This is a genomic window from Seohaeicola zhoushanensis, from assembly GCF_014656415.1.
Classification (GTDB): Bacteria; Pseudomonadota; Alphaproteobacteria; order Rhodobacterales; family Rhodobacteraceae; genus Seohaeicola_A; species Seohaeicola_A zhoushanensis.
Genome location: NZ_BNCJ01000035.1, coordinates 1 through 23475, shown reverse-complemented (window position 1 = coordinate 23475; position 23475 = coordinate 1). Strand labels below are relative to the sequence as shown.

Sequence of the window (23475 nt, the reverse complement as noted above, 5' to 3'; positions counted from 1 at the left end):
GGGAGGGGGAAAGCCCGTCCGGGGGAGGGGGAAAGCCCGTAGGGTGCGCATTCATTGCGCACCTGAACCGGCCCAAACATACCCCTCCCGGACCCCGAAAAACGGTGTCCCGGATTCACTCCATCGAAAAATGTCCTGAAATCAGCAACTTGACCCCCCGTCCTAGCTGGGACGCTTGAATCCGGGGTCGGATCATCCCCCAGGCGGGCGCTGACGCCCACCTGATTCACCCTCTCCTGTCGCGAATTTTTTGTACCGCCCGCTCCGGGGCGCTTTGGCGGACCCTGTCCGCTGCGCGGCCCCGCTCGGTCGGGCCGCCTGTTGTTGGGGGATTACTTCAGCTTGAGGTCCGAGGCCATCTGTCGGCCGTCCCGTCCATCCTGCAGTTGGAATTCCACCTTCTGATTGTCGGCCAGACCCGTCAGCCCCGAACGCTCGACGGCCGAGATGTGAACGAACACATCCTTGCCGCCGGAATCCGGCGCGATGAAGCCATAACCCTTCGTCGTATTGAACCATTTCACGGTGCCAGTCGGCATATTCCGTGTCTCCTCATGTTGTCTTGCCGCGTCGTTAGTGCGCGGCGATTCGTACGGACCGCCGAAGAAAAACCCCGCCGGACCGGTTGCAGAATCGCATGACCGCTCAAAAAATCAAGAAAAACGGCGTACTCACAGCCGGAAGCGTGGCGGCTGTGTCCGCCAGAAGATGGAGCCAGAATGAACCTTTACGGACTGAAAGCCTGTGACACCTGCCGCAAGGCGTTGAAATCGCTCCCGGATGCCGAGCTTGTCGACGTCCGTGACGCCGGCTTTCCCGAGGGGCTGCTTGACCGTGCCCTTGCCGCTTTTGGCGGCGACCTCGTCAACACGCGCTCGACCACCTGGCGCTCGCTGGGCGAGTCTGACCGCACCCGGCCGCCGAAGGAGCTGCTCGAGGACCACCCGGCGCTGATGAAACGACCTCTGATCGAAGCGGATGGCCAGCTTTATCTCGGCTGGACACCGGAAGTGCGCGCGGCCCTTGGCGTTGCCTGATCAAGGGCTTATGTCGAAGCGGTCAGACGGAGAGATTTCATGCGCAACGCAGCACTGGTTCTGGGCATCATCGCCGGCGTCTTCGGGATGATCGTCGGTTTCTTCGGCTATGGCTATACCGTGGCTGTCCAGGCCTGGGGCGATGCGACCAGCCAGGTCGACAACGTGCAACTGGTGCGGCTGGTCTCGGTCGGCTCGCCGCTGCTGGCGATTGCGGGCGGCGCGATGGCGCGGGCGCGGGCTCTCTGGGGCGGCATCCTGATGCTGATATCGGCGGCGGGAATGTATGCCGGCTTCGGCTTTACCTTTTACACCGTCTTTCCGATCGCCTTCGCCGGGCTGGGCGGGCTGTTGGCCATCGCCGCCGGCAAGCCGGATGAGGAAAAGGCGCACTTCTGAGCGGTCACGCGATCCGCAGCCAGCGCGAGATGATGCGGTCGACGGCCAGCGGGCCGCCGCCGCGGAAGACCAGAACCAGCAGCAGCATCAGCCAGAGCGCGCGCTGATCGAGGATTGCGCCGCCGGGGTGGGGGTCGAACCAGCTGCCAAGCGACTTGGCATCTACCCCGTGGCCGTAGATGTCGGTCAGCGTCTGCACCACGACAAAGGCCGCCATTCCCAGCGCCGCCGGCCGGGTGAACAGGCCGATCACCACGAGAACCGGAAGCAGGAATTCGGCCCAGGTGCCGGCGAGGACCACCGCCTTCTGCAGCGGGGTGGCGGCGGCGATGTTGTAGTGCAGCGCTTCGGCCACCTTCGGGTAGATCTGCGCGAAGGCCCCTGCGCTGGGCTGGTAGAGGCCGGTGAGGCCGTCGCCGAGCTTGGTGAGGCCGGACTTCAGGTAATAGACCAGCAACACGCCGGCAAAGACCAGCCGGGCCAGCGTAGGCATCAGCGCAGGCGCTATGCGAAACTCGGCAAAGGCGGCGAGGCGGAGGTAGAGGTTGATAAGGCGGATCATGCCGTCGTCTCCGGAAGTGTGACCGAGGTGATGGCATTGCCCCGCAGGAGCAGCGCCAGGCAGGGGCCGGGGTCGAAGCCGGGTGCGGCGTCCATCGCCTCGTCGAGCGTGGCGCCGGCGGTCAGCGCGCCGATCCAGTCGGCGCCGCCCGGCGGCAGCAGGTGCGGTTCGGGGTCGAATTCGGGCCGCAGGACCAGCACGTCCTCGGCCACGGGGCGGGGTTTGGGCGCGTCTTCCTCGGTGTTGAAGCGCCAGATGCCATGCAGCGGCCAGTCCGAGCGAAGCAGCTCGACAGCGGGCGCGAAGCCGAACTTCGCGCCAACCAGCGCCTCCGGGTCGGCCTCCAGGGCCTCGGGGGGGATCGGGGAGGCATCGGCGGCATGGTAGGAACGGCGCAGCGCCAGCTCGAGGCGGGCGACGTCGCCGAGATAGCCGAGGTGGGCGAGTTGCTCCATGCCCTCGAGGAACTCGGGGAAGCCCGCGCCATAGTGCATCAGCAGCGGCGAGGCCGGGGGATGGGCGCGCAGGAAGATCCCGGCCAGCCCCTTCATGTTCGCCTGGCCCAGCAGGCGGGTGATCACCGGGAAGCCAGTCAGCAGCGCTTCGGTCAGCGAGACGGCGACATTGTTGCGGTAGACGTCGAACCGCTTGCCCGCCGGGCCGCCAGCGGCGTCGCGCAGCCCTTCGGGCGCGGGCTGTGCGGCGTCGAGCAGCGCCGCGACGAAAGCGTCCTCTCGCGCGGTCATGCCACTGCCGCCAGCCGCCTTGCCGCGCGGGCGGCCTCGTCGCGCAGGGTGCTCCAGTCGGGCACGTCGTTGTCCCATTCGATCAGCAGGGGTTTGGGCCCGGACAGGGCCAGCACCTCATCGAGCAGGGCCCAGACCGGGTCGGCCACCGGGCTGCCGTGGTCGTCGATCAGGAGCTCTCCGGCCGCATCCTCGGCATGGCCGCCGAGGTGGATTTCGCCCACCTGGGCCATCGGGATTGCCGCGACATAGGCACGGGGATCCTGGCCGAGGTTGTGGGCCGAGACAAAGACATTGTTGACGTCCAGCAGCAGACCGCAGCCGGTGCGGCGCACCAGTTCGGCCAGGAAATCGGTCTCGCTCCACGTGCTTTCGGCAAAGGCGAGGTAGCTTGACGGGTTCTCGAGCAGCATCCGCCGGCCAAGCGCGGATTGCACCTGGTCGATATGTTCGGCCACGCGGGTCAGGGTGGCATTGGTATAGGGCAGGGGCAGCAGGTCGTTCACGTAGGCGCCCGAGTGGGTCGACCAGGCAAGGTGCTCGGAAAAGCTCGCCGGGTTCAGCCAGCCGATCAGCCTGGACAGCCGGGCGAGGTGGTCGGCATCGAGCGCGCCTTCGCCGCCGATCGACAGGCCGACGCCATGCACCGAGATCGCGAAACATTCCGCCAGGGCGCGCAGCTGGGCCAGCGGGCGGCCGCCGTCGCCCATGTAGTTCTCGGCATGGATCTCGAGCCATTCCACCGGGCCGGGATCGGCCATGATCGCGCCGAAATGCTGCGGCTTGAAGCCGACGCCGGGGGCAAGAGGCAGGGAGATGCGATTGCTTTGGTCGAGCATGGCTGTGTCCGAGGGTCAGAAGGCGAGGCCGGGCTCGGCGCCGGGCGGCAGGCCAGGGCCCGCCGCCGCGCGGGTTTTTCTTATGCAGGCTTGTCGCGGTCGAGCGCCTTCAGCGAGCCCTTGCGCGCGGTGCCGTCTGCCATGGCGGGCAGTTCCATGCTCTCGCAGGTGCCGGCGTCAACCAGCTTCCAGGCGTTGCCCTGGTAGTCGGTGGTCGAAGTGCCGGCACAAGTGGTGCCGGGGCCGGCAGCGCAGTCGTTCTTGCCGGCGAGCGCGACGCCAAAGCACTTTTCCTTGGATTGCGCGCTGGCGGTGGTCGCATGGGCGCCGAGGGCGGCGGCCACGGCACTGGCTACGGCGAGGGTCTTGATCGTGGTCGACATGGGGTCCTCCGTTTCGATAGCCGGATGATACATCGTGCGGCTGTCTGAAACCATATCGCCGCGCGGCGCGGGGGCGAGGTCACAGGCCCGTGACTCACGGATGCGTCAGAGGCCGTCAGCAAAACGGCGCCCGAAGGCGCCGTTCGTTACGGTTTCCTGCAACTTCGGGCCCGCGAAGGCCCGGATTGTTACAGAAGATCCGGCGGGGTTGCCTCGCGCGCGAGCGCCGGGACGACGTCGGCGAGGGCCAGCACTTCCGAGTTCTTCTCGCCCAGGCGACGCAGCGAGACGGTGCGCTCTTCCACCTCGCGGTGGCCGACGGCGAGGATCACCGGGACCTTGCCGAGCGAGTGCTCGCGCACCTTGTAGTTGATCTTCTCGTTGCGCGTATCGGCCTCGGCCCGGACGCCGGCGGCGACCAGCTGGGCGACAACCTCGTTCACGTAGTCGTCGGCCTCGGAGGTGATCGAGGCGACCACCACCTGGCGCGGGGCGATCCACATCGGCAGCTTGCCGGCGTGCTCCTCGATCAGGATGCCGATGAAGCGTTCGAACGAGCCGAGCGTGGCGCGGTGCAGCATGATCGGGCGGTGCTTGGCGCCGTCCTGGCCGATATAGCTGGCATCCAGACGCTCGGGCAGGTTGGGGTCGACCTGGAAGGTGCCGCATTGCCAGTCGCGCCCGATCGCGTCGGTCAGCACGAATTCCAGCTTGGGACCATAGAAGGCGCCCTCGCCGGGGAAGATCTCGTAGCTGTGGCCTGCCGCCGTGACGGCATTCGCCAGTGCGCCCTCGGCGAAATCCCAGGACTCTTCGGTGCCGATGCGCTTTTCCGGGCGCGTCGACAGCTTGATGCGCCAGTTGTGGAAGCCGAGGTCGGCGTAGATGTTCGAGAGGAACTCGATGAACTTCTTGGCCTCGGCCTCGATCTGCGCCTCGGTGCAGAAGATGTGGGCGTCGTCCTGGGTGAAGCCGCGCACGCGCATGATGCCGTGCAGCGCGCCCGAGGGTTCGTAGCGCGCGCAGGAGCCGAATTCGGCCATGCGCAGCGGCAGGTCGCGGTAGGACTTCAGCCCGACGTTGAAGATCTGCACATGGCAGGGGCAGTTCATCGGCTTGAGCGCGTTGATCGTCTTTTCGCGCGCGTGCTCCTCGTCGACTTCGACGATGAACATGTTCTCCTGGTAGTTGGACCAGTGCCCGGATTTTTCCCAGAGCACGCGGTTCACCACCTGCGGCGTGTTGACCTCGACATAGCCGCCGCGGCGCTGCTGGCGGCGCATGTAGTCCTGCAGCGTGGTGTAGACGGTCCAGCCGTTGGGGTGCCAGAAGATCTGGCCTGGCGCCTCTTCCTGCATGTGGTAGAGGTCCATCTCGCGGCCGAGCTTGCGGTGGTCGCGCTTGGCGGCCTCCTCGAGCATGGTCATATGCGCCTTGAGCTCGTCGCGGTTGCGGAAGGCGACGCCGTAGATCCGCTGCAGCATCGGCCGCGAGCTGTCGCCCAGCCAGTAGGCGCCGGCCACATGGGTCAGCTTGAAGGCATCCGCCGGCACCTGGCCGGTGTGCTGCAGGTGAGGGCCGCGGCAGAGATCCTGCCAGTCGCCGTGCCAGTACATGCGGATATCCTGGCCTTCCGGAATGCGGTCCAGAAGCTCGAGTTTGAAGGGCTCGCCCTTGCCGCGATAGTATTCGACGGCGCGGTTGCGGTCCCAGACCTCGGTTTTCACGGCGTCGCGGGCGGCGATGATCTGCTTCATCTTCGCTTCGATCTGGCCGAGATCCTCGGGCGTGAAGGGCTCTTCGCGGTCGAAGTCGTAGAACCAACCGTAGTCGCGCACCGGGCCGATGGTGACCTTCACGTCGGGCCAGATCTCCTGCACCGCCCGCGCCATGATATGGGCGAGGTCATGGCGGATCAGTTCCAGCGCCGGGGCGGCGTCCTTCATCGTGTTGATCGAGATCGCGGCGTCGGCGTTGATCGGCCAGGCAAGATCGTAATGCGCGCCGTCGACCTGGGCGGAAATCGCGGCCTTGGCCAGCGAGGGGGCAATCGATGCCGCCACTTCGGCAGCGGTCACACCGGCGTCGTAGTGCCGGATATTGCCATCGGGGAATGTCAGGGAAATCTGGCTCATCGGCCTATTCTCCTCGTCGGTTTGGCGCCCACCAAGCGCCCGGTTGCGGGTTATGTGTCCGCACGATTTGGCAGCGCGCCGGGTGACTGTCAAGCGCAAGCCGAATACCGCTGGACCCTTGGTGCCGGTCACAGCACAATCGGGCCATGTCGATTCTCCGCGGTCCCGTCCTGCGCCTGTTTCTGGCGGTCGTTCTCCTTGTCGCCGCCTGTTCGCGGCCCCCTGACCTCATCGGCATCGACAACCCGGAGTTTCCCGCGCTCAAGGCCCAGGGCGTGGTGCCGAACACCATCTTCATCGCCACCACCCGCGCCGCCAGCGAGATCTCGGGTACCTTCTATTCGGCCGAGCGCGCCGATGACCTGAATCTCGCCTCGGTCACTGTGACGGTGCCGCCCGTGCACGCGCCCGGCAAGATCGAGCGCGCTTTGCGGCTGCCGCCGGACCCGCACCGCGATTTCGCCGTGGTCGATCCGCTGATGTATCCGCGCGACCGCGATTTCGTCGCCGGGATCAACCAGGCGCTGGCGGCCCGAGCTCCACAGGATCGCAACGTCCTCGTCTTTATCCACGGCTACAACAACACCCTGTCGGATTCGGTCCTGCGCGTCGCCCAATTCGTCAACGACACGGGCTTCAAGGGGGTGCCGGTGCTGTTCTCCTGGGCCTCGGCGGGCAAGGTCACGCATTACGTCTATGACCTGAACTCGGCACTGGTGGCGCGCCCGATGCTCGAGAAGACCTCGGGCCTGCTGCTTCAGACCAGGGCCACCGGCTTTGATGTCTTTGCCCATTCGATGGGGACGTTCCTGACGATGGAGACGATCCTGCGTTCGACCATCCGGGGCGATTTCGGCGGTTCGACCCGATTGCGCAATGTGATGCTTGCTGCACCCGACATCGATCTCGACCTGTTCCGCAGCCAGCTTGCGCAGATGCGCGGCAAGCTGGGGAATGTCTTCGTCTTCGTGTCGCGCGATGATCGGGCCCTGGGCTTTTCGCGCCGTATTTCGGGCGGCGTGGAACGGGTGGGCGCTGCCGATGCGGCGGAGCTCGAGGGGCTTGGCGTCACGGTGATCGACCTGTCGGACATCGAGAGCGAGACCAGCCACGACAAGTTCGCCAATTCGCCCGCCGTTGTGCAGTTGATCGGGCAGAGCCTGGAAAGTGACAATTTCCAGGACCGGCCGGCCACGCCCACGCTGGTCGAGGTGGTGCAGGGGATCCCGATCCTGCGCGAACTGGTGCCGGACTGACGCGGGTTGTCCCGCGCCAGTCCGCATGGTCTAGTCGCCGCGCCTGAAAGAACCGCGACACCGGAGACGCGCCTATGACCGACTATCTCGACACCCCCCAGGGCCGTCGTCTGGCCTACAACCGTGTCGAGGGAGGCGGCCCGACGGTTGTGTTCCTCGGCGGGCTCAAGTCCGACATGGAGGGCACCAAGGCGGTGCATCTGGACACCTGGGCGCGGGGGCGGGGCCAGGCTTTCCTTCGGTTCGACTATTCGGGCCACGGCGAAAGCAGTGGCACCTTCGAGGAGGGCTGCATCGGCGAGTGGCACCAGGACACGCTGGCGGCAATCGATACTCTGACCGAGGGGCCGCTGGTCGTCGTTGGCTCGTCGATGGGGGGCTGGCAGGCGCTGTTGCTGGCGCGCGCGCGGCCCGAGCGCATCGCAGGGCTGGTCACCATCGCCGCCGCGCCGGATTTCACCGAGGATGGCTGGTGGGCGGGCTTTTCCGACGCCCAGAAGCGCCAGCTCGACACTGAGGGGCGGGTAGAGCTGCCTTCGGATTACATGGAGCCCTATGTGGTCACCCGCCGCATGATCGAGGACGGGCGCGCCCACCTCGTCCTGCGCGCGCCGTTGGTGCTGCCCTTCCCGGTGCGCTGTCTGCAGGGCACCGCCGACACCGCCGTCTCGACCGAAACCGCGCTGCGCCTGCTCGACCACGCCGAATGCACCGACATGCGACTGACGCTTGTCAAGGATGCCGATCACCGCTTTTCCGACGAGACCTGCCTCGGGCTGATCGAGGCGGCGGTGGCGGAACTGGCGGGCTGAGATGGCAGGGGCCGCATTCGAGCCGCGCGTCAGCCTCATCACGCTGGGCGCGCGCGACATTCCCCGGCTCGCGGCCTTCTACGAGGCGCTGGGATGGCAGCGCACGCCCAATCCGCATGACGTCGTCGCCTTCGACCTGATCGGCCAGACGCTGGCGCTCTACGAACTCGACGACCTAGCGCGCGACCTCGGCCTGCCGCCCGAAGCGCTGGGCCATGGCGCCATGACGCTGGCGCACAATGTGCGCAACCGCGAGGACGTTGCGGCCCTGATCGCCCGCGCCGCGGCGGCGGGCGGCAAGGTGCTGCGCCCGGCAGGTGAGATCTTCTGGGGCGGGGTCATCGGCTATTTCGCCGACCCCGAGGGCCATATCTGGGAGATCGCCTGGAATCCACATGCGCCGCTGTCGGACGCGGGGGCGTTCCGCTGGAACGGCTACGGGAAATGAAGACCCCGGCCAGCATGTGGAGCCTCGAGACGCTGGGCCGCACCCGCCTCTCGCGTCACTTCTACCTGCGCGACTTCCTGCACTCGGAAATCTCGGCCTTTCACGGCATCCCCAATATCCCGCAAGACCCCGACCGCGTCATCGCCCACGGCCGTGCGCTGTGCGAGCTGCTGCTCGACCCGCTGGAGGAGACCTTTGGCCGTATCGCCGTGCGCTCGGGTTATCGCTCGCCGGCGCTGAACGCCTACGGCAATGCCAACGGGCTGAATTGCGCACGCAACGACAACCCGATCGAATGCCATATCTGGGACTGCGCGGGCCCGGCCATCGCCGGGGCTTCGGTCGTCATCCCCTGGTTCGCCGACCGTTACGCGCAGGGCCGTGACTGGCGGGACCTGGCCTGGTGGATGCACGACCATCTCGCCTATTCCGAGATCTGGTTCTTTCCCAAGCTCTGCGCGTTCAACCTGGTCTGGCGACCGGAACCCCTGCGGCGCATCGACAGCTACATAGCGCCGCGCGGAACCCTGGTGCGGCCCGGAGAGGAACCCGGCGTGCCGCTTTCGGAACGGCAGGCCGCCTATGCCGATTTCCCGCTGTTCCGGGGGATCGACTATCCGGCCTGACCCATGGCTGCCGCGCGTTCCTCGCGGGTCAGCACCCTGGGTTCGGCCACCGGCTGGCCGGTGGCGATGTCGAAGAAGGGGGTCTGCTTCCAGCGTCCCGACAGCCGCGTAGCGGCCATTCGCTTGAACAGCCGCAAGGCCATGCCTGCCGCGCCCTTGTGGTGCTGCTGGTCATCCTTGCCGCGCTTGAAGGCCGTCATGCGCACCTTGCCGACCTGATCGGGATCGGCGAGTCGGTCGACCACCAACGTCGCGAAGGGCAGGCCGGGTTTGCGCAGCGTGATGCATAGCGGTGCATTGCAGCAGGCCGAGTACCACCGCAGCGGGCCCTTGGGGGACAGCTTCAGGACCGCGAGGTTTTCGGCCCCGGTTTCAATGTGCACCGCATCGGGGGATGTCTGGAACAGGTGCACGCCGTTCGGGCGCGGATCGGCATGGCCCAGGTGGACCTGGAACGCGCGGCAGCTGTCGCAGAAGCATTCGATATGCGTCCCGCCCGAGGGCGAGAGGGCGTCGATCGTGCCACGGAGGCGGCCGCAGGTGCAGGAGAATGCGCCCGGACCGCCCGCCATCTCAGGCCGCCGACTTGTTCGTGACCTTGCGCGCCGGCTTGCCGCTGTTCGCGTCGATGAAGCTCAGCACCAGCGGGCGGATGTTGTCGCGCCAGGACTTGCCGGCGAAGATGCCGTAGTGGCCGGCGCCGGGTTCCAGGTGGTTGGCCTTCTTGCTGTCGTCCAGCCCGGTGCAGAGCTTGAGCGCTGCGATGCACTGGCCCGGCGCCGAGATGTCGTCCTTGGCGCCTTCGACCGTCATCACGGCGACATTGGTGATCTTGCCGATATCCACGCGGCGCCCGTCGACTTCGAAGACGTTACGGGCGATTTCACGGTTCTTGAAGATCCGCTCGACCGTCGACAGGTAGAACTCGGCCGTCATGTCCATCACGGCGAGGTATTCGTCGTAGAAGCGGTTGTGGGCATCGTGATCGGCTGCCTCGCCGTGGGCCACGCGCAGGATCTGCTCGTAGAAGGCGGTGCTGTGGCGGTCGGCGTTCATCGACATGAAGGAGGCGAGTTGAAGCAGGCCCGGATAGACCGGACGGCCGACGCCCTTGTACTTGAAACCGACGCGCTGGATCATCGTGTGTTCGAGCTGGCCCATGGTCACGCGGCGGCCGAAGTCGGTCACTTCGGTCGGGGTGGCGTCGGGGTCGACCGGGCCGCCGATCAGGGTCAGCGAGCGCGGCTGCGCCGCCGGGTCTTCCTCGGCGAGATAGGCGGTGGCGGCCAGCGTCAGCGGCGCCGGTTGGCAGACCGCGATCACGTGGGTGTCGGGACCCAGCTCGCGCATGAACTCGACCAGGTAGCGGGTATAGTCCTCGACGTCGAACTTGCCGGCGCTCACAGGGATGTCGCGGGCATTGTGCCAGTCGGTGATATAGACTTCGCAGTTGACGATCAGGCTCTTGACCGTCGAGCGCAACAGGGTGGCGTAGTGGCCTGACATCGGCGCCACCAGCAGCACGCGGCGCGGCTGCACCGGGCGGCCGACAACGCGGAAGTGGATCAGGTTGCCGAAGTCCTTCTCGAGCACGGTGTCGATCTCGACCAGGTGGTCGCGGCCGTCCTCGTGGGTAAAGGTGCGAATCCCCCAGTCGGGTTTCGCGATCATCCGCATGAAGGTACGTTCCGTCACCTCGCCCCAGGCGGCCATCATCAGCACACCCGGATGCGGGACCATGCTGAGTGCCGGATATGAGGCAAGCGCCTTTGCCGAGGCCCCCATCCACTGGTTTGTGTTGCGGAAGGTCTCCATCAGGTCATAGGATGACATCAGACGCATTCGGGTCTCCTGCGATTTGGGGGTACGCCGGACGATCCCGGGCACCGGACCATTCGTCGCTTTGCCTCCCGAAAGCGGCGACATTATTCTGCGTGGCAGCATATGTAGGGGGGAATTGTTAAGATGACAACTGCGGAAGGGAGCAACACGGGATTGTCCTCTGAACATTTGGACCGGCTCACGGATAATCTCGGGAAAGTCGAGGCTTTGTCGAAGCGGCTGGTGGAGGTGATGGCCCACAAGAGTGGTCATAACCCGGCCCTGGACGCTCCGAATCACCAGCTCTTCGCAAATGCGGCGGCGGCTTACTGGGCCGATGCGGTGAACAACCCCGCGAAGATCATCGAGCAGCAGGTTGCCTTCTGGGGCAAGACCGTGACCCATTTCGCCGAGGCACAGCAGGCTCTGGCGAAAGGCGCCTTGAAGGCGCCGGACGATCCGGGCCCGGCGGATCCGCGGTTCAAGAACCCGCTCTGGGACACGCATCCCTATTTCAACTTCATCAAGCAGCAGTATCTGATCAACGCCAAGGCCATCCAGGACGCGGTCGACTCGGTCGAGGACATGGATGCGAAGGAGAAGAAGCGGCTGACCTACTTCGCGCGCCAGATCGTCGATCTTATGGCGCCGACCAACTTCCTGGGCACCAACCCGGACGCACTGGAAAAGGCAGTTGCCACCGACGGGCAGTCGCTGGTCGCCGGGCTCGAGAACCTGGTGCGCGACCTGGAGGCCAACGATGGCGAACTGGTGGTTCGGCTGGCCGACGAGAAGGCCTTCGAGCTGGGCAAGAACATCGCCACCTCGCCGGGGCAGGTGGTCTATCGCAACCGGATGATCGAGCTGATCCAATACGAGGCGGCTACCGAGAAGGTGCACGAGATCCCGCTGGTGATCTTCCCGCCGTGGATCAACAAGTTCTACATCATGGACCTGAAGGCCCAGAACAGCCTGATCAAGTGGATCACCGAGCAGGGCTTCACGCTCTTCGTGGTGAGCTGGGTCAATCCGGGCATAGAATATGCCGACGTCGGCATGGAGGATTACATCGAGGAGGGCTATCTCGCCGCCTTCCGCGAGATCAAGGCGATCTGCAACGTGAAGCAGGTCAACGCCGTCGGCTATTGCATCGCCGGGACGACGCTGTCGCTGGTGCTCTCGCTGCTCAAGCAGCAGGGCGACAAGACGGTGAAGTCGGCCACCTTCTTCACCGCGCTCACCGATTTCTCGGAACAGGGCGAGTTCACGCCTTTCCTGAGCGACGATTTCATCGACGGGATCGAGTCCGAGATCGCGGCCAAGGGCTACCTGCGGTCCTACATCATGGCGCGCACCTTCTCGTATCTGCGTTCCAACGACCTGGTCTATGGCCCGGCGATCCGCAGCTACATGCTGGGCGAGACGCCGCCCGCCTTCGACCTGCTCTACTGGAACGGCGACGGAACCAACCTGCCGGGCAAGATGGCGGTGCAGTATCTGCGGGGGCTGTGCCAGGGCAACAAGCTGGCCGATGGAGGGTTCGACCTGCTTGGCCATACCCTTAAGCTCTCCGAGGTCGACGTGCCGCTTTGCTCGATCGCCTGCGAGACCGACCACATCGCCGCCTGGCGCGACTGCTATCGCGGCGTGCAGCAGATGGGCTCGAAGGACCGGACCTTCATCATGACCCAGTCGGGCCATATCGCCGGCATCGTGAACCCGCCGAGCAAGAACAAGTATGGCCATTACACCAACGAGGATCTGAGCCTGCCGGCCTCCGACTGGCTGGCGGGCGCCGAGTTCCACGAGGGCTCGTGGTGGCCGCGCTGGGGCGAGTGGCTGAAGGCCCGTTCGGGCAAGCAGATCCCGGCCCGCGAGGTAGGTGATTCGAACCATCCGGCACTGGTTGCGGCGCCTGGGACCTATGTTCGGAACAAGCCAAATGCCTGATAATTCAGCGAAATGAAAACTCTTTCTGCGGTGCAGCAAAAATAGCTTGAAATGCTGCGCCGCAGCGATCATATTCCTCCCAGACACGACAAAGCGGGATGGCCCCGCCGATAAAGAGGAAGATGACAATGGCAAAGACGCAAGACTTCACCGCCGTCATGAAAGACTTCATGGGCGCATTCCCGGTTGACACCAAATCCTTCGAAGGTGCCTTCAAGACCACCGCCACCCTGAACGAGAAGCTCTCGGGTGTTGCTCTGGAAGCCGCCGAGAAGTCGGCCGAGATTTCCAACAAGTGGACCAAGGCAACCCTGTCGAAGCTGGGCGAGCTGTCGAAAGCAAAGGCCGAGCCGGCTGACTATGCCAAGGCAATGAGCGACTTCGCTTCCGCCTCGGCCGAAGTTGCCGCCGAATACATGGCTGCCTATGCCGAAGTTGCCAAGAAAGTTCAGATGGACACCGTCGAACTGATGATGGCTGCCGGCAAGGACCTGACCGAAGACGCAACCGCCGCGGTCAAGAAGGCCACCACCGATGTGACCGCAGCTGCCAAGAAGGCCGCTGCCCACTAAGGGAAGACCACGCGATCAAGGCGCCAATTCCTCCCAAGCGGCGCCATCGCGGGGGCGGACCGAAAGGTCCGCCCTTTCTCGTTGTACGGATCCCGGACAGACAGACCCAAGGCTGTGGCGTGACTGACCGGGTTGCGCTATTCTGAGCGTCGGGAGGCCATCTCGATGGAACAGCGCCTGGCCGCAGTTCTCGCCGCCGACATGGCGGGGTTCAGTCGGCTGATGGAGGCCGATGAACGCGGTACGCTCGAACGCCTGCGCACCCACCGGATCGAGCTGATCGACCCCTCGATCGCCAAGAACAACGGGCGCATCATCAAGACCACCGGCGACGGGATGCTGGTGGAGTTCTCCAGCGTTTCGGATGCAGTCAATTGCGCCGTCGAGGTGCAGGCCCGCATGGCGCGTCGCAATGCAGACGTGCCCGAGGACAAGCGCATCCAGTTCCGCGTCGGGATCAATCTCGGCGACATCATCTTCGACGGCGGCGACATCTTCGGGGACGGCGTCAATATCGCCGCCCGGCTGGAGCAGCTTGCCGACGTCGGGCAGGTCTTTGTCTCGGGCGCGGTCTATCACCAGGTGGCGGGCCGGCTGAACCTGTCTTTCGAGGAATTGGGCGAGAAGCTGTTGAAGAACCTCTCGCGCCCGGTGCAGGTCTACCGCATTCTGCTCGACGGCCCGGCCGCGCCCAAGCCGGCCAATGTGCGCGGTGTGGAGCCAGCGGCGGTGATCAAGCCTTCGATCGCCGTGCTGCCCTTCGCCAACCTGAGCGGGGATGCCGAGCAGGAATTCTTCGTCGACGGGTTGACCGAGGATATCCTCACCGAGCTCAGTCGCCGGCACGAGCTTTTCGTGATCTCGCGCAACTCGACCTTTGTCTACAAGGGCCAGTCGGTGAACATCCGCGAGGCGGCGAAGGATCTCGGCGCGCGTTACGTGGTCGAGGGCAGTGTGCGCAAGGCGGGCAACCAGGTGCGCGTGACCGCCCAGCTGATCGATGCCACCACCGACGCGCATATCTGGGCCGAGCGGTACGACCGCAAGCTCGACGACATCTTCGCGATCCAGGACGAGCTGACCTCGGCCATCGTCGCCACGCTGCCCGGCCGGATCGAGGCGGCGCAGACCGATCAGATCGGGCGCAAGAAGCCGAGCAGCCTGGCCGCCTATGAATGCGTCCTTCAGGCCAAGGTGTTGCACCACCGCAGCACGCGGGCCGACAATCTGGAGGCGCAGGCGATGATCGCCCGCGCGGTGGCGCTCGACCCGACCTATGCCCATGCCCACGCCTGGCGCGGTTGTATCCTGGGGCAGGCCTGGGGTTATGGCTGGACCGACGATGTGGATGCGACCTTTGCGCTGGGGCAGGAGGCGATCCAGACCGCCGCAGCATTGGATGACAACGACGCCGACGTGCACCGTCTGATGGCGGCGCTGCATGTGCTGAGCAACGATCTCGACCGCGCCCGCTATCACCAGGAACGGGCGCTGGCGCTGAACCCGAACTATGACCTCGTGGTGGTGCAACACGGCGAGCTTTTCACCTGGCTCGGCGATGCCGAGCAGGGTGTCACCTGGATCCTGAAGGCGATGCAGCTCAACCCGCACCACCCCGCGCGGTTCTGGAGCCATCTGGGGCGCGCCTATTTCACCGGCCGCCAGCATCGCGAGGCGATCGATGCCTTCCTGCACATGGCCTCGCTGGACGTGCTGCAACTGGCCTTCCTTGCCGCCGGTCACAGCCACCTGGGCGAGGCGGACAAGGCGCAGGCCTATGCCGCGACCCTGCGCCGCAAGTCGCCCGAGTTCGAGATCGGGGCCTTTCTTGCCACGATGCATTACGACCGCCGCACCGATCTGCAGCATCTCCGAGACGGGCTGGCAGGGGCCGGGCTGGCCTGAGGCGAGGCATTTTCAGACTTGGTAAAGCCTTCTCTTTCTTTTCATTCTGCAGTCGCCTAGTGTTTTCGCTAACTGCAGCAAGATCGGGAGGACCAGGATGGCGGACAAGGAAAAGCCTCTGCTCATCAAGCGCTATGCCAGCCGCCGTCTGTATAATACCGAGACCAGCGATTACGTGACGCTCGAGGATATCGCCGGTTTCATCCGCAAGGGCCGCGAGGTGCAGATCGTCGACCTCAAGTCCGGCGACGACCTCACCCGGCAATACCTGCTCCAGATCATCGCCGAACATGAAAGCCGGGGCGAGAACGTGCTGCCGGTGAACGTGCTCAATGACCTCGTGCGCAGCTACATGGTGCCGGGCGGCGGGATGATGCCGCAGTTCCTGCAGTCTTCCTTCGAGATGCTGCGTGAGAACCAGGCCAAGATGATGAAGAACATGAGCGCGATGAACCCGATGGCGAAGCTGCCGGGGTTCGAGGCGCTTCAGGCCCAGCAGGAGGCCTTCATGAAGGCGATGACCTCGGGTTGGCCGGGTTCGTCCGGTCCCGCGCCCGAGGCCGGGGATGACGACGGCGGGCCTGAGGACCTTGCCGAGATCAAGAAGCAGCTTGCCGAGTTGCAGAACAAGCTGTCGAAGCTGAAGTAGGGCCGGTCAGTCCGGCACCCCGGCGCGGCGCAGGGCTTCGAGCCAGCGCTCGTGCGCCTCGGGTGCGCGGACAGGAACCATTGTCCGGACCTGGCTCACCGTCAGCCCCGGCATCCGTTCCAGCAGCCTTTCGGCCGAGGCATGGGCCTCGGCCTCGCGGCCCAGCATGGCAAGCGCCGCCGCCTCCTGCCGCATCGACGAGGCATAGCCGGGAAAATCCTTCAGCACCTGCCGGCTCACCGCGACGCAATCCTCATAGGCCTCCACGACAAAGGCGCCGATGCCCACCCCGCCGAGCCAGAAGCAGCGCATCGGATCGAGCGGGCTGAGATCGAGCGCGAGGTTGGCGCTGGCCCTTGCGCCTTCGTAGTCACCCGACAACCCTTGGACGGTGCAGAGGTTGCCATGCGCATTCGCAAGGTTAGGGTTGAGCTGGATGGCGCGGTGGTAGTGCGACTCGCAGACCTCGAAGTTGCGCGCGAAGCCTTCGACCATGCCAGCCAGCGCATAGGCATTGGCGTTGGTCTGGTCGAGTTCGATGGCTCGCTGCGCCTCGGCGCTGGCGCGGCGGATAAGGTCGGAGGTTTCGCCACCCCAAAGGTGCAGCATGTCCCACATTCGGGTCAGCGCCAGCGTTGCATAGGCGTCGGACATGTCGGGCGCTTCGGCGATGGCCTCTTCCAGCAGTGCGCGGCCGGCGGCGTTCTCCGCGCGTGTCATACGTGACATGTGCCAGCGCGCCTGCAGCAGCTTGTCCCAGGCGTCGAGATTGCCGGGCGCCTTTTGCCGCGCCCGTTCCAGTTCGGCCCCCAGTGCCTGGGGCGCGACCGCGGTGACGATGGCGCGGGTCATCTCGTCCTGCACGGCGAAGATGTCGTCGAGTTCGCGGTCATAGCGGTCGGCCCAGATATGGGCGCCGGTCTCGCCGTCGATCAGCTGGGCAGTGACCCGCACGCGGTTGTCTGCCTTGCGGACGCTGCCCTCCAGCAGATAGCGCACGCCCAACTCGCGGCAGACCTTGCCGACGTTGATCGCCAGGCCCTTGTAGGTGAAGGAGGTGTTTCGCGCGATCACCCGGAATTCGCGGAAATGGGACAGGGCGGTGATGATGTCCTCGGCGATCCCGTCCGAGAAATACTCCTGCTCCGGGTCGGCCGACATGTTGTCGAGCGCGAGAACGGCGATGCCCGGCTTGTCGGAGCGCCCAGGGCGGGCCGGCGCCAGAAGCCGCTCGATCCCGCCCTCGGGCACCCAGCGGAAGACCCGCACCGGCTCGGCGATGTTCTTCAGCTGGTGTTCGCCGGCATCGGCGAAAGTCGCCTCGATCCGCCGCCCGACACTCTGATGCACGATGCCCGAGAGGCAGATGCCGCCCGGTTCGGCCAACCCTTCGAGCCGCGCCGCGATGTTCACGCCGTCGCCGTAGATGTCGCGCCCCTGGGCGATCACGTCGCCCATGTTGACCCCGATCCTCAGCTCCAGCGGTTCGGACTGGGCGCGCGCGCCCCGCTGGATGTCGAGCGCACAGTTCACCGCGTCGACCACGCTGGCGAATTCCACCAGCGCGCCGTCGCCCATCAGCTTGACCAGCCTGCCGTTCCGCGCCGCGATGGCAGGGTCGAGTACGGCCTTGCGGAAGGCGACCAGCCGGGCCAGTGTCCCGGACTCGTCGCGCGACATCATCGCCGAATATCCGACGACATCGGCGGCCAGAATAGCGGTCAGGCGACGCGACATGGGCGCTCCACGAGGATTGCCCATACAGGGTGACGTACCGTCCGATTTTGCGCAACGGTTCCGGTTGTGGGTCAAAAGAAAACGGCGGGGCAGGCCCCGCCGCTTGATCCTTCGGTTCCGGCCTATGGATCAGGCCGCCGCAGCCTTGGTGACCTCGTCCATCGCCTCGAGCAGGATGTCGGCCACCGCGTCCAGCTGGTCACGCGTCAGGTGCACCGGCAGGCGCACGTCGCAGGCGCGCATCAGCATGGCGCGGGTCTGAGGCAATTCGGGCACCTGTCCGAGGAACTGCCAGTTCCAGAAGGCGCGGGCGTTGTCGGTCGACAGGCCGAAGACCTGCACCTTGACGCCGCGGGCCTCGGAGGCCTTGGCGAAGGCGCGGATGCCGGTTTCGTCCAGCCCGACCAGGTTGAACTGGATCGAATCCGGAGCACGCACTTCCGGTGCAAGCTTCTCGGGCACGTTCATGTAGGGCGAGGTGTTCAGCCGCGCGGCCACGTGGTCATGCCCGGCGCGGCCGTCGCGGACCCGGCGCGCCAGCTCGGGGATCTGCGGGCGGATCACCGCCGCCGAGAGGTTGTTGAGCCGCAGGTTGTAGAGCGGGACCTTGTTCTGCCATCGGGCGAAGGCTTCGGCCAGGTCCGACGAGTTCTCGCCGTGCGGGCCCTTGTGCTTCTTCCAGTTGTGCTCGTAAGCGCCCGACATGATCACCGCGCGCGCGATCAGCTCGGCGTCGTCGGTGACCATGATGCCACCTTCGCCGGCGTTGATCATCTTGTAGGACTGGAACGAGAAGCAGCCGATCTTGCCGATGGTACCGATGTTGCGCCCGTGCCAGGTGGTGCCGAGCGAATGCGCCGCGTCCTCGACCACCGGGATGCCGCGCGCCTCGCAAAGCGCCATGATCGCATCCATGTCCGAAGTATGGCCGCGCATGTGGCTGATGATGACGGCCTGCACGTCGTCGAGCTTGGCCGCAAAATCATCCATGTCGATGCGATAGTTGTCGCCGACCTCGCAGAGGACGGGCACGCAGTCGGCATGGATCACCGAGGAGGGCACCGCCGCGAAGGTGAAGCCGGGGATCAGCACCCGCGCGTCGCGCGGCAGGTCGAGCGCCTTGAGCGACAGGAACAGGGCGGCTGAACAGGAGGAGACGGCCAGCGCATAGCGGCTGCCCAGCATGTCGGCGAACTCGCGTTCAAGCAGCGCGACCGGGGCGTCCTCGGGCGCGGTGTAGCGGAACAGGTCGCCCGATTGCAGCAGCGCGTCTATGGCCTCGCGGGCGGCTGCGGGAATGGGTTCGGCCTGATGGACGTCGGGTGCCTGAGCCATATTCGTTTTTCCTTAAGACTGTCTTTCAATAATCTAAAACAAGACTGTAACATCGGAAAGACGAATTTGTGCCGCAGCGGATATGCGCCGCCGCGGCACGGTATTCAGGCAGTGCGAAGCCCGCGCAGCGCCGTGGCTTCAAGCCAGGCCAGAACGATGACGGCGACCGTCTGTATCAGCACGAAGACCACGCCGGTTGCGACAAGGTCGCCTGCCACCAGGAGCCAGAGCGAGCCGGCGACCCAGCCGATATTGCCGAGGATCACCAGCCAGGCGCCGGACACCCACAGGGGGCGCAGGGCGGCGGTCAGCGCCATCAGCGCGGCCGCCGCAATCAGGATTCCGGTGGCGGCGATGCGGACCACGCCGGGAATGCCGGTCATCCGGTCGATCTTGCCGCCGACCAGGGCGAAGGCCAAGGCCATCAGGGCGCAGGTCGCGCAATCGAGCCAGAGCAGGCGGCGCAGGGGTCTGTCGTTGGTCATCGGGCGTCTCCTTATGCCGCGGCGGGGACGAGGTCGAGGAACCCCGTCACCTCGGCGATCCGGCCGTCTTCGAGCCGCACGACATCCGTGCCGATGGCGACCGGGCCTGCCCCGGCCGGGCCAAGGCCCCAGCTGAAGCGAACATAGGGGCCATGGCCGTCCGGCGTGGAGACCAGTGTGAATTCCAGCGCGGGCATGTATTTCGCCTGCATCGCGGCGATCATGGCGTCGATCTCGTCCAGGCCCCGGCCCTGCATCATCGGGTCGCGATAGCGGGCGTCCGGCGTCCAGAGCCGCCCGAGCACCGCCCGCCGTGTGGCGGCGTCGGTGGTGTTCCAAAGGGCGATATAGCCCTGTGCGACTTCCAAGGGGCCAGTCATGTTCGTCTCCATTCTCGGGTTGCGATGGGGTCAACATGATCGGCTCGCCGCCGCCTGCCGATTAACCCGCAGGTAATAATCGCGCAAATAATCGCCGTTCCGATTACCTCGCCGGTAATGGACCATCGGCCACCCGCGGCTCTATCATGACGGCATGACCCAGGCGATCACCCGTACCTCTCCCGCCGTCGGCGACCTGCTCCGCGTCTGGCGCCGCCGTCGCAACCTGAGCCAGCTCGCTCTCTCCTCCGAGGCCGAGATCTCGCAGAAGCACCTGAGTTTCGTCGAAGGCGGACGCGCCGCGCCCTCGCGCGAGATGGTGCTGCGGCTGTCAGAGTTTCTCGACATTCCCCTGCGCGAGCGGAACGACATCCTGCTCGCCGCCGGCTTTGCGCCGGTCTATCCCGAGCGTCCGCTGGACCATCCGGAGATGGCCCCGGCGATGGCGGCGGTGCAGACCATCCTGGATGCACATGCGCCCTTTCCGGCGCTGGCGGTCGATCGTCGCTGGACGCTGCTGGCCGCCAATGCGGCCTTGCGGCCGATGCTCGACCTCTGCGCCCCGGTGCTGCGCGAGGGGGCGGTCAACGTGATCCGCCTGAGCCTGCACCCCGAGGGGCTGGCGTCGCATATCGTCAACCTGCCGGAGTGGCGGGGCCATATCCTGGACCGGCTGCACCGCGAATACCGCCACAGCCACGACCCGGCGCTTGCCGCGCTGCTGGCCGATTGCCGGTCGATGCCGGGTCAGGCCAGACCCGTGCCGAAGGGCGGCGCCATCGCCCTGCCGCTGCGCCTGCGGCTGGGCGGGCAGGTGCTGTCGTTCCTGTCGACCACCACCGTCTTCGGCACGGCCTCGGAGATCACCCTGTCGGAGCTGACGCTGGAGACCTTCTTTCCGGCCGATGCCGAGACGCGCGCGGCGCTGGGCGGGTAGGTCAGACGCCCAGCCGGTCGCGCAGGCTGAACCAGGTCATCGCCAGCACCAGCAGTGGCGAGCGCAGTGCCGCACCGCCGGGAAAGGCCGGGGCGGGCACGCGGGCGAGGGTGTCGAAGCCTTCGGCCTGGCCGCGGATCGCCTGCGCCATCAGCTGCCCGGCATGGGTGGCCGTGCCGACCCCGTGGCCGGAATAGCCCGAGGCGGTGAGGATGTTCGCGCCCAGCCGCGCGAGATAGGGCATGCGCTTCATCGTGATCCCCAGTGTGCCGCCCCAGGCATAGTCGATGCGCACGTCCCGCAGGTGGGGGAAGATCTCGGCCATGGGCTTGCGGACCTTGGCGGCGATATCGGAAGGGAAGCGATAGCCATAGCTCTCGCCGCCGCCGAACAGCAGGCGACCGTCCCCGGAGAGGCGGAAATAGTTCACCACGAACTTGGTATCTGCCACCGCCACGTCGCGGGTCAGTACCCGCGCGGTTTCGGCGCCCAGCGGCTCGGTCGCGACGATGAAGTTGTTGATCGGCATGACCCGTGCAGCCACCCGGCCGTTCAGCCGCCCGAGATAGCCGTTGCAGGCGAGGATCACGTGGTCGGCGGTGACCCGGCCGCCTTCGGTCACGACCACGGCGGGGCGGCCTTCTTCGATCGCGCGCACGTGGCTGTTCTCGCAGATCATCGCCCCGGCCGCGGTCGCCGCCCGCGCCAGCCCGAAGGCATAGCGCAGCGGGTGAAGGTGCCCGGCGCCCATGTCGAGCATTCCGCCGTGATAGGCGGGCGAGGGGCAGAGCGCCTGCATCCACTCGGCGTCCAGCGTCTCGATTTGATCGTAGCCATAGCGCGACGCAAGCAGCTCGGCGTATTCATGCGTCTCGCGCATTTCGCTCTTGTTGAGGCAGGCCGTCGCCACGCCCGGTCTCAGATCGCAATCGATCCCGTGGCGCGCGATCAGGTCGCGCACCAGCGTCTTGGCCTCTTCGGCGAGCGTCCAGAGCTTGCCGGCCTCGTCGCGTCCAATCAGCGCCTCGAGGCTGTCCTGTCCCACGCGTTGCCCGCTGCCGAGCTGCCCGCCATTGCGCCCCGAGGCGCCGAATCCGACCCTGTGCGCCTCGAGCAGCACCACCCGAAGCCCTGCCTCGGCGAGGTGCAGGGCCGCCGAGAGCCCGGTATAGCCGCCGCCGACGATGCAGACATCGGCGCGTGTCTCACCGCTCAGCTGGGCAAAGGGGGCGGGCGGGGTCGCGGTGGCGGCATACCAGCTTGGCGGATAGACGCCCCGGCGGTCGTTCGAATACAGCAGGTCCATGCCCCGAGATATGCGCCGCCCGCGAGCGGGATGCAAAGCGTTTCGGGTTGCCAGCTGAGGCGGTTTTTGTTCAGTCGAAGAACTCGCCGGCGATTTTCTCGAGCTGTGGCAGAGACAGCGGTTTTTCCAGTGCGTAGTTCGCCCCGGCGGCTTCGAGCTCCGCGCATTCCGAGCCGAGCGTCGAGGCGGTAATGCCGACGATGGGGACACTGGTATTCGTGGCGCGGATTTCCCGCACCACCTCAGACCCCAGCATGCCCGGCAGCAACTGGTCGACCAGGATCAGGTCTGGATCGTTGGCATGAAACGCCTGCAAACCTTCGGTGCCGGTCTCGGCCCAGATGGTGGTGCCGACCAGCCGCCGGAGGCGGGCGGCGGTGATCTCGCCGACGATTCGATTGTCCTCGATCAAAAGGACGGTCTTGTCTGGATAGCGCACTTTCGATTCGGTCACGGGTTGCGGCTCCAATTTGATGTAGCTGGCCGGTCTGGCCGGACGGGCGGGGTGGTGCAGAACGAAGGACGCGCCGGTGCTTCCGGCATCGTTCGTGGTGCGGAGCGTCAGGTCGCCGCCCATCAGCCGCATGGCCTGGCGAGCGGTGTAGAGACCGAGGCCGACATTTGCGCCGGTCAGGCCGCCGGTATCGGCGTCGAAAGGGCGGCACATGGCGCTCTGCGCCTCGGGCGAAATGCCCAGCCCGTTATCGCTGACCTGCCAGGTGACGGTCCAGGCGGTTTCGGAGGCCCGCGTCATCAGCACGCTGAGGACGGTTTCGGAGCCCTGAGAGTGGACGATGGCGTTGTGGATCAGCTTCGACAGGGCGATGTAGATGCGCCCGTAGTCGGACCGGATCAGCATGTCGCTTTGCTGCGAGAGCGCCAGACGCAGGGTGATCCCGTTTGCCTCGGCGGCGGCGTGGAACGTATCCTTGAGATGAGCGGCGAGGGTGCGCGGGGTGAAGACAGTCTGCACCGATTGCGGCGTCTCGGTGCCGCTGTGCAGGCGCAGATCGTCGAGGATCCCGGTGACGCGGCCCAGGGTGTCGCGGAAGCCAGGCGCGACGTCGGCCCAGGGCGTATCGGCGTCGAGTTCCTCGTGGCCTGCCCCGATCGAGTGGTCCGGTTTCAGTCTTAGTGCATAACGGGTCTTGGTGC

The 23475-nt window shown here is 66.0% G+C and carries 26 protein-coding genes; 11 read left to right on the top strand and 15 right to left on the bottom strand.

The annotated features are described in order from the left end of the window. Positions 1-332: 332 nt before the first annotated feature. Positions 333-539, bottom strand: coding sequence for a cold-shock protein (locus tag IE266_RS25205; RefSeq protein WP_189682902.1), 207 nt, complete (start codon positions 537-539; stop codon positions 333-335). Positions 540-719: 180 nt separating this feature from the next. Here IE266_RS25205 and IE266_RS25200 point away from each other — a divergent pair, with 180 nt between their 5' ends. Together IE266_RS25200 and IE266_RS25195 are read left to right on the top strand one after the other, a co-directional pair. Further along, the gene (locus IE266_RS25200) at positions 720-1037 is read left to right on the top strand and encodes an arsenate reductase family protein (RefSeq protein WP_189682901.1); all 318 of its coding nucleotides are present in this window, start codon (positions 720-722) and stop codon (positions 1035-1037) included. A gap of 39 nt (positions 1038-1076) precedes the next feature. Continuing rightward, positions 1077-1436, top strand: a complete 360-nt coding sequence (locus tag IE266_RS25195; protein WP_189682900.1) for a hypothetical protein — start codon at positions 1077-1079, stop codon at positions 1434-1436. A 4-nt stretch (positions 1437-1440) separates the two neighbouring features. On the opposite strand, the gene IE266_RS25190 is transcribed toward IE266_RS25195, so the two are convergent. From IE266_RS25190 to thrS, 5 genes are all read right to left on the bottom strand, one after another. Beyond that, the gene (locus tag IE266_RS25190) at positions 1441-1998 is read right to left on the bottom strand and encodes a DoxX family protein (protein WP_189682899.1); all 558 of its coding nucleotides are present in this window, start codon (positions 1996-1998) and stop codon (positions 1441-1443) included. After that, entirely contained in the window at positions 1995-2744 is a 750-nt protein-coding gene (locus IE266_RS25185) for an HvfC/BufC N-terminal domain-containing protein (protein WP_189682898.1), read from the bottom strand. The genes IE266_RS25190 and IE266_RS25185 overlap by 4 nt, the downstream gene beginning before the upstream one ends. After that, entirely contained in the window at positions 2741-3583 is an 843-nt protein-coding gene (gene bufB / locus IE266_RS25180; protein ID WP_189682897.1) for an MNIO family bufferin maturase, read from the bottom strand. Before bufB ends, IE266_RS25185 begins: the two co-directional genes overlap by 4 nt. Positions 3584-3663: 80 nt before the next feature. After that, a complete protein-coding gene (locus IE266_RS25175; protein ID WP_189682896.1) occupies positions 3664-3966 on the bottom strand; it encodes a BufA1 family periplasmic bufferin-type metallophore in 303 nt (100 codons plus the stop codon). A gap of 188 nt (positions 3967-4154) precedes the next feature. Beyond that, positions 4155-6101 carry a threonine--tRNA ligase gene (thrS, locus tag IE266_RS25170; protein WP_189682895.1) on the bottom strand — a complete coding sequence of 649 codons (1947 nt, stop codon included), beginning with the start codon at positions 6099-6101 and terminating at the stop codon, positions 4155-4157. A 146-nt stretch (positions 6102-6247) separates the two neighbouring features. Between thrS and IE266_RS25165 the strand changes: the two genes are divergently transcribed. The 4 genes from IE266_RS25165 (at position 6248) to IE266_RS25150 (ending at position 9243) form a co-directional block, all read left to right on the top strand. Then, on the top strand, positions 6248-7357 hold the full coding sequence (locus IE266_RS25165) for an alpha/beta hydrolase (RefSeq protein ID WP_189682894.1): 1110 nt from the start codon (positions 6248-6250) through the stop codon (positions 7355-7357). Between the two features lie 74 nt (positions 7358-7431). Continuing rightward, positions 7432-8169 (top strand): alpha/beta hydrolase, encoded by a 738-nt coding sequence (locus tag IE266_RS25160; RefSeq protein WP_189682893.1) that lies wholly within the window; start codon positions 7432-7434, stop codon positions 8167-8169. A 1-nt stretch (position 8170) separates the two neighbouring features. Next, a complete protein-coding gene (locus IE266_RS25155) occupies positions 8171-8617 on the top strand; it encodes a VOC family protein (protein ID WP_189682892.1) in 447 nt (148 codons plus the stop codon). Between the two features lie 14 nt (positions 8618-8631). Next, complete coding sequence (locus IE266_RS25150; RefSeq protein WP_189682910.1) at positions 8632-9243, top strand: hypothetical protein; 612 nt, start codon at positions 8632-8634, stop codon at positions 9241-9243. Here the strand turns inward: IE266_RS25150 and IE266_RS25145 are convergent. After that, on the bottom strand, positions 9231-9815 hold the full coding sequence (locus tag IE266_RS25145) for a DUF6151 family protein (RefSeq protein ID WP_189682891.1): 585 nt from the start codon (positions 9813-9815) through the stop codon (positions 9231-9233). The two genes, IE266_RS25150 and IE266_RS25145, sit on opposite strands and share 13 nt — an antisense overlap. 1 nt (position 9816) lies before the next feature. Continuing rightward, the gene (gene phaZ / locus IE266_RS25140; RefSeq protein WP_189682890.1) at positions 9817-11085 is read right to left on the bottom strand and encodes a polyhydroxyalkanoate depolymerase; all 1269 of its coding nucleotides are present in this window, start codon (positions 11083-11085) and stop codon (positions 9817-9819) included. 123 nt (positions 11086-11208) lie between these two features. On the opposite strand from phaZ, the gene phaC reads away from it, so the two are divergent. Continuing rightward, positions 11209-13014: a class I poly(R)-hydroxyalkanoic acid synthase gene (gene phaC, locus IE266_RS25135; protein WP_189682889.1), complete on the top strand. Its 1806-nt coding sequence runs from the start codon at positions 11209-11211 to the stop codon at positions 13012-13014. A 4-nt stretch (positions 13015-13018) separates the two neighbouring features. Here phaC and IE266_RS25130 read toward each other — a convergent pair whose 3' ends face one another. Continuing rightward, positions 13019-13186, bottom strand: a complete 168-nt coding sequence (locus IE266_RS25130) for a hypothetical protein (RefSeq protein ID WP_189682911.1) — start codon at positions 13184-13186, stop codon at positions 13019-13021. Between IE266_RS25130 and IE266_RS25125 the strand changes: the two genes are divergently transcribed. The 3 genes from IE266_RS25125 to phaR all read left to right on the top strand — a co-directional run bounded on the left by IE266_RS25125 (position 13143) and on the right by phaR (position 16140). After that, positions 13143-13586: a phasin family protein gene (locus IE266_RS25125; RefSeq protein ID WP_189682888.1), complete on the top strand. Its 444-nt coding sequence runs from the start codon at positions 13143-13145 to the stop codon at positions 13584-13586. The genes IE266_RS25130 and IE266_RS25125 overlap by 44 nt on opposite strands. A gap of 165 nt (positions 13587-13751) precedes the next feature. Then, positions 13752-15491: an adenylate/guanylate cyclase domain-containing protein gene (locus IE266_RS25120; protein ID WP_189682887.1), complete on the top strand. Its 1740-nt coding sequence runs from the start codon at positions 13752-13754 to the stop codon at positions 15489-15491. Positions 15492-15588: 97 nt separating this feature from the next. Then, on the top strand, positions 15589-16140 hold the full coding sequence (gene phaR / locus IE266_RS25115) for a polyhydroxyalkanoate synthesis repressor PhaR (protein WP_189682886.1): 552 nt from the start codon (positions 15589-15591) through the stop codon (positions 16138-16140). Between the two features lie 6 nt (positions 16141-16146). Here phaR and IE266_RS25110 read toward each other — a convergent pair whose 3' ends face one another. The 4 genes from IE266_RS25110 to IE266_RS25095 form a co-directional block, all read right to left on the bottom strand. Next, positions 16147-17877 carry an adenylate/guanylate cyclase domain-containing protein gene (locus tag IE266_RS25110; RefSeq protein WP_189682885.1) on the bottom strand — a complete coding sequence of 577 codons (1731 nt, stop codon included), beginning with the start codon at positions 17875-17877 and terminating at the stop codon, positions 16147-16149. Between the two features lie 129 nt (positions 17878-18006). Beyond that, a complete protein-coding gene (locus IE266_RS25105; RefSeq protein ID WP_189682884.1) occupies positions 18007-19212 on the bottom strand; it encodes a DegT/DnrJ/EryC1/StrS family aminotransferase in 1206 nt (401 codons plus the stop codon). A 104-nt stretch (positions 19213-19316) separates the two neighbouring features. Continuing rightward, entirely contained in the window at positions 19317-19697 is a 381-nt protein-coding gene (locus tag IE266_RS25100; RefSeq protein ID WP_189682883.1) for a hypothetical protein, read from the bottom strand. 11 nt (positions 19698-19708) lie between these two features. Then, the gene (locus IE266_RS25095; protein WP_189682882.1) at positions 19709-20077 is read right to left on the bottom strand and encodes a nuclear transport factor 2 family protein; all 369 of its coding nucleotides are present in this window, start codon (positions 20075-20077) and stop codon (positions 19709-19711) included. 154 nt (positions 20078-20231) lie between these two features. Between IE266_RS25095 and IE266_RS25090 the strand changes: the two genes are divergently transcribed. Continuing rightward, positions 20232-21014 carry a helix-turn-helix domain-containing protein gene (locus IE266_RS25090; RefSeq protein WP_189682881.1) on the top strand — a complete coding sequence of 261 codons (783 nt, stop codon included), beginning with the start codon at positions 20232-20234 and terminating at the stop codon, positions 21012-21014. Position 21015: 1 nt separating this feature from the next. Here IE266_RS25090 and IE266_RS25085 read toward each other — a convergent pair whose 3' ends face one another. Both IE266_RS25085 and IE266_RS25080 read right to left on the bottom strand, forming a co-directional pair. Further along, entirely contained in the window at positions 21016-22320 is a 1305-nt protein-coding gene (locus IE266_RS25085) for an NAD(P)/FAD-dependent oxidoreductase (RefSeq protein WP_189682880.1), read from the bottom strand. Between the two features lie 70 nt (positions 22321-22390). Continuing rightward, positions 22391-23475 (bottom strand): response regulator (locus IE266_RS25080; RefSeq protein ID WP_189682879.1); only part of this gene is annotated, 1085 nt, incomplete at its 5' end.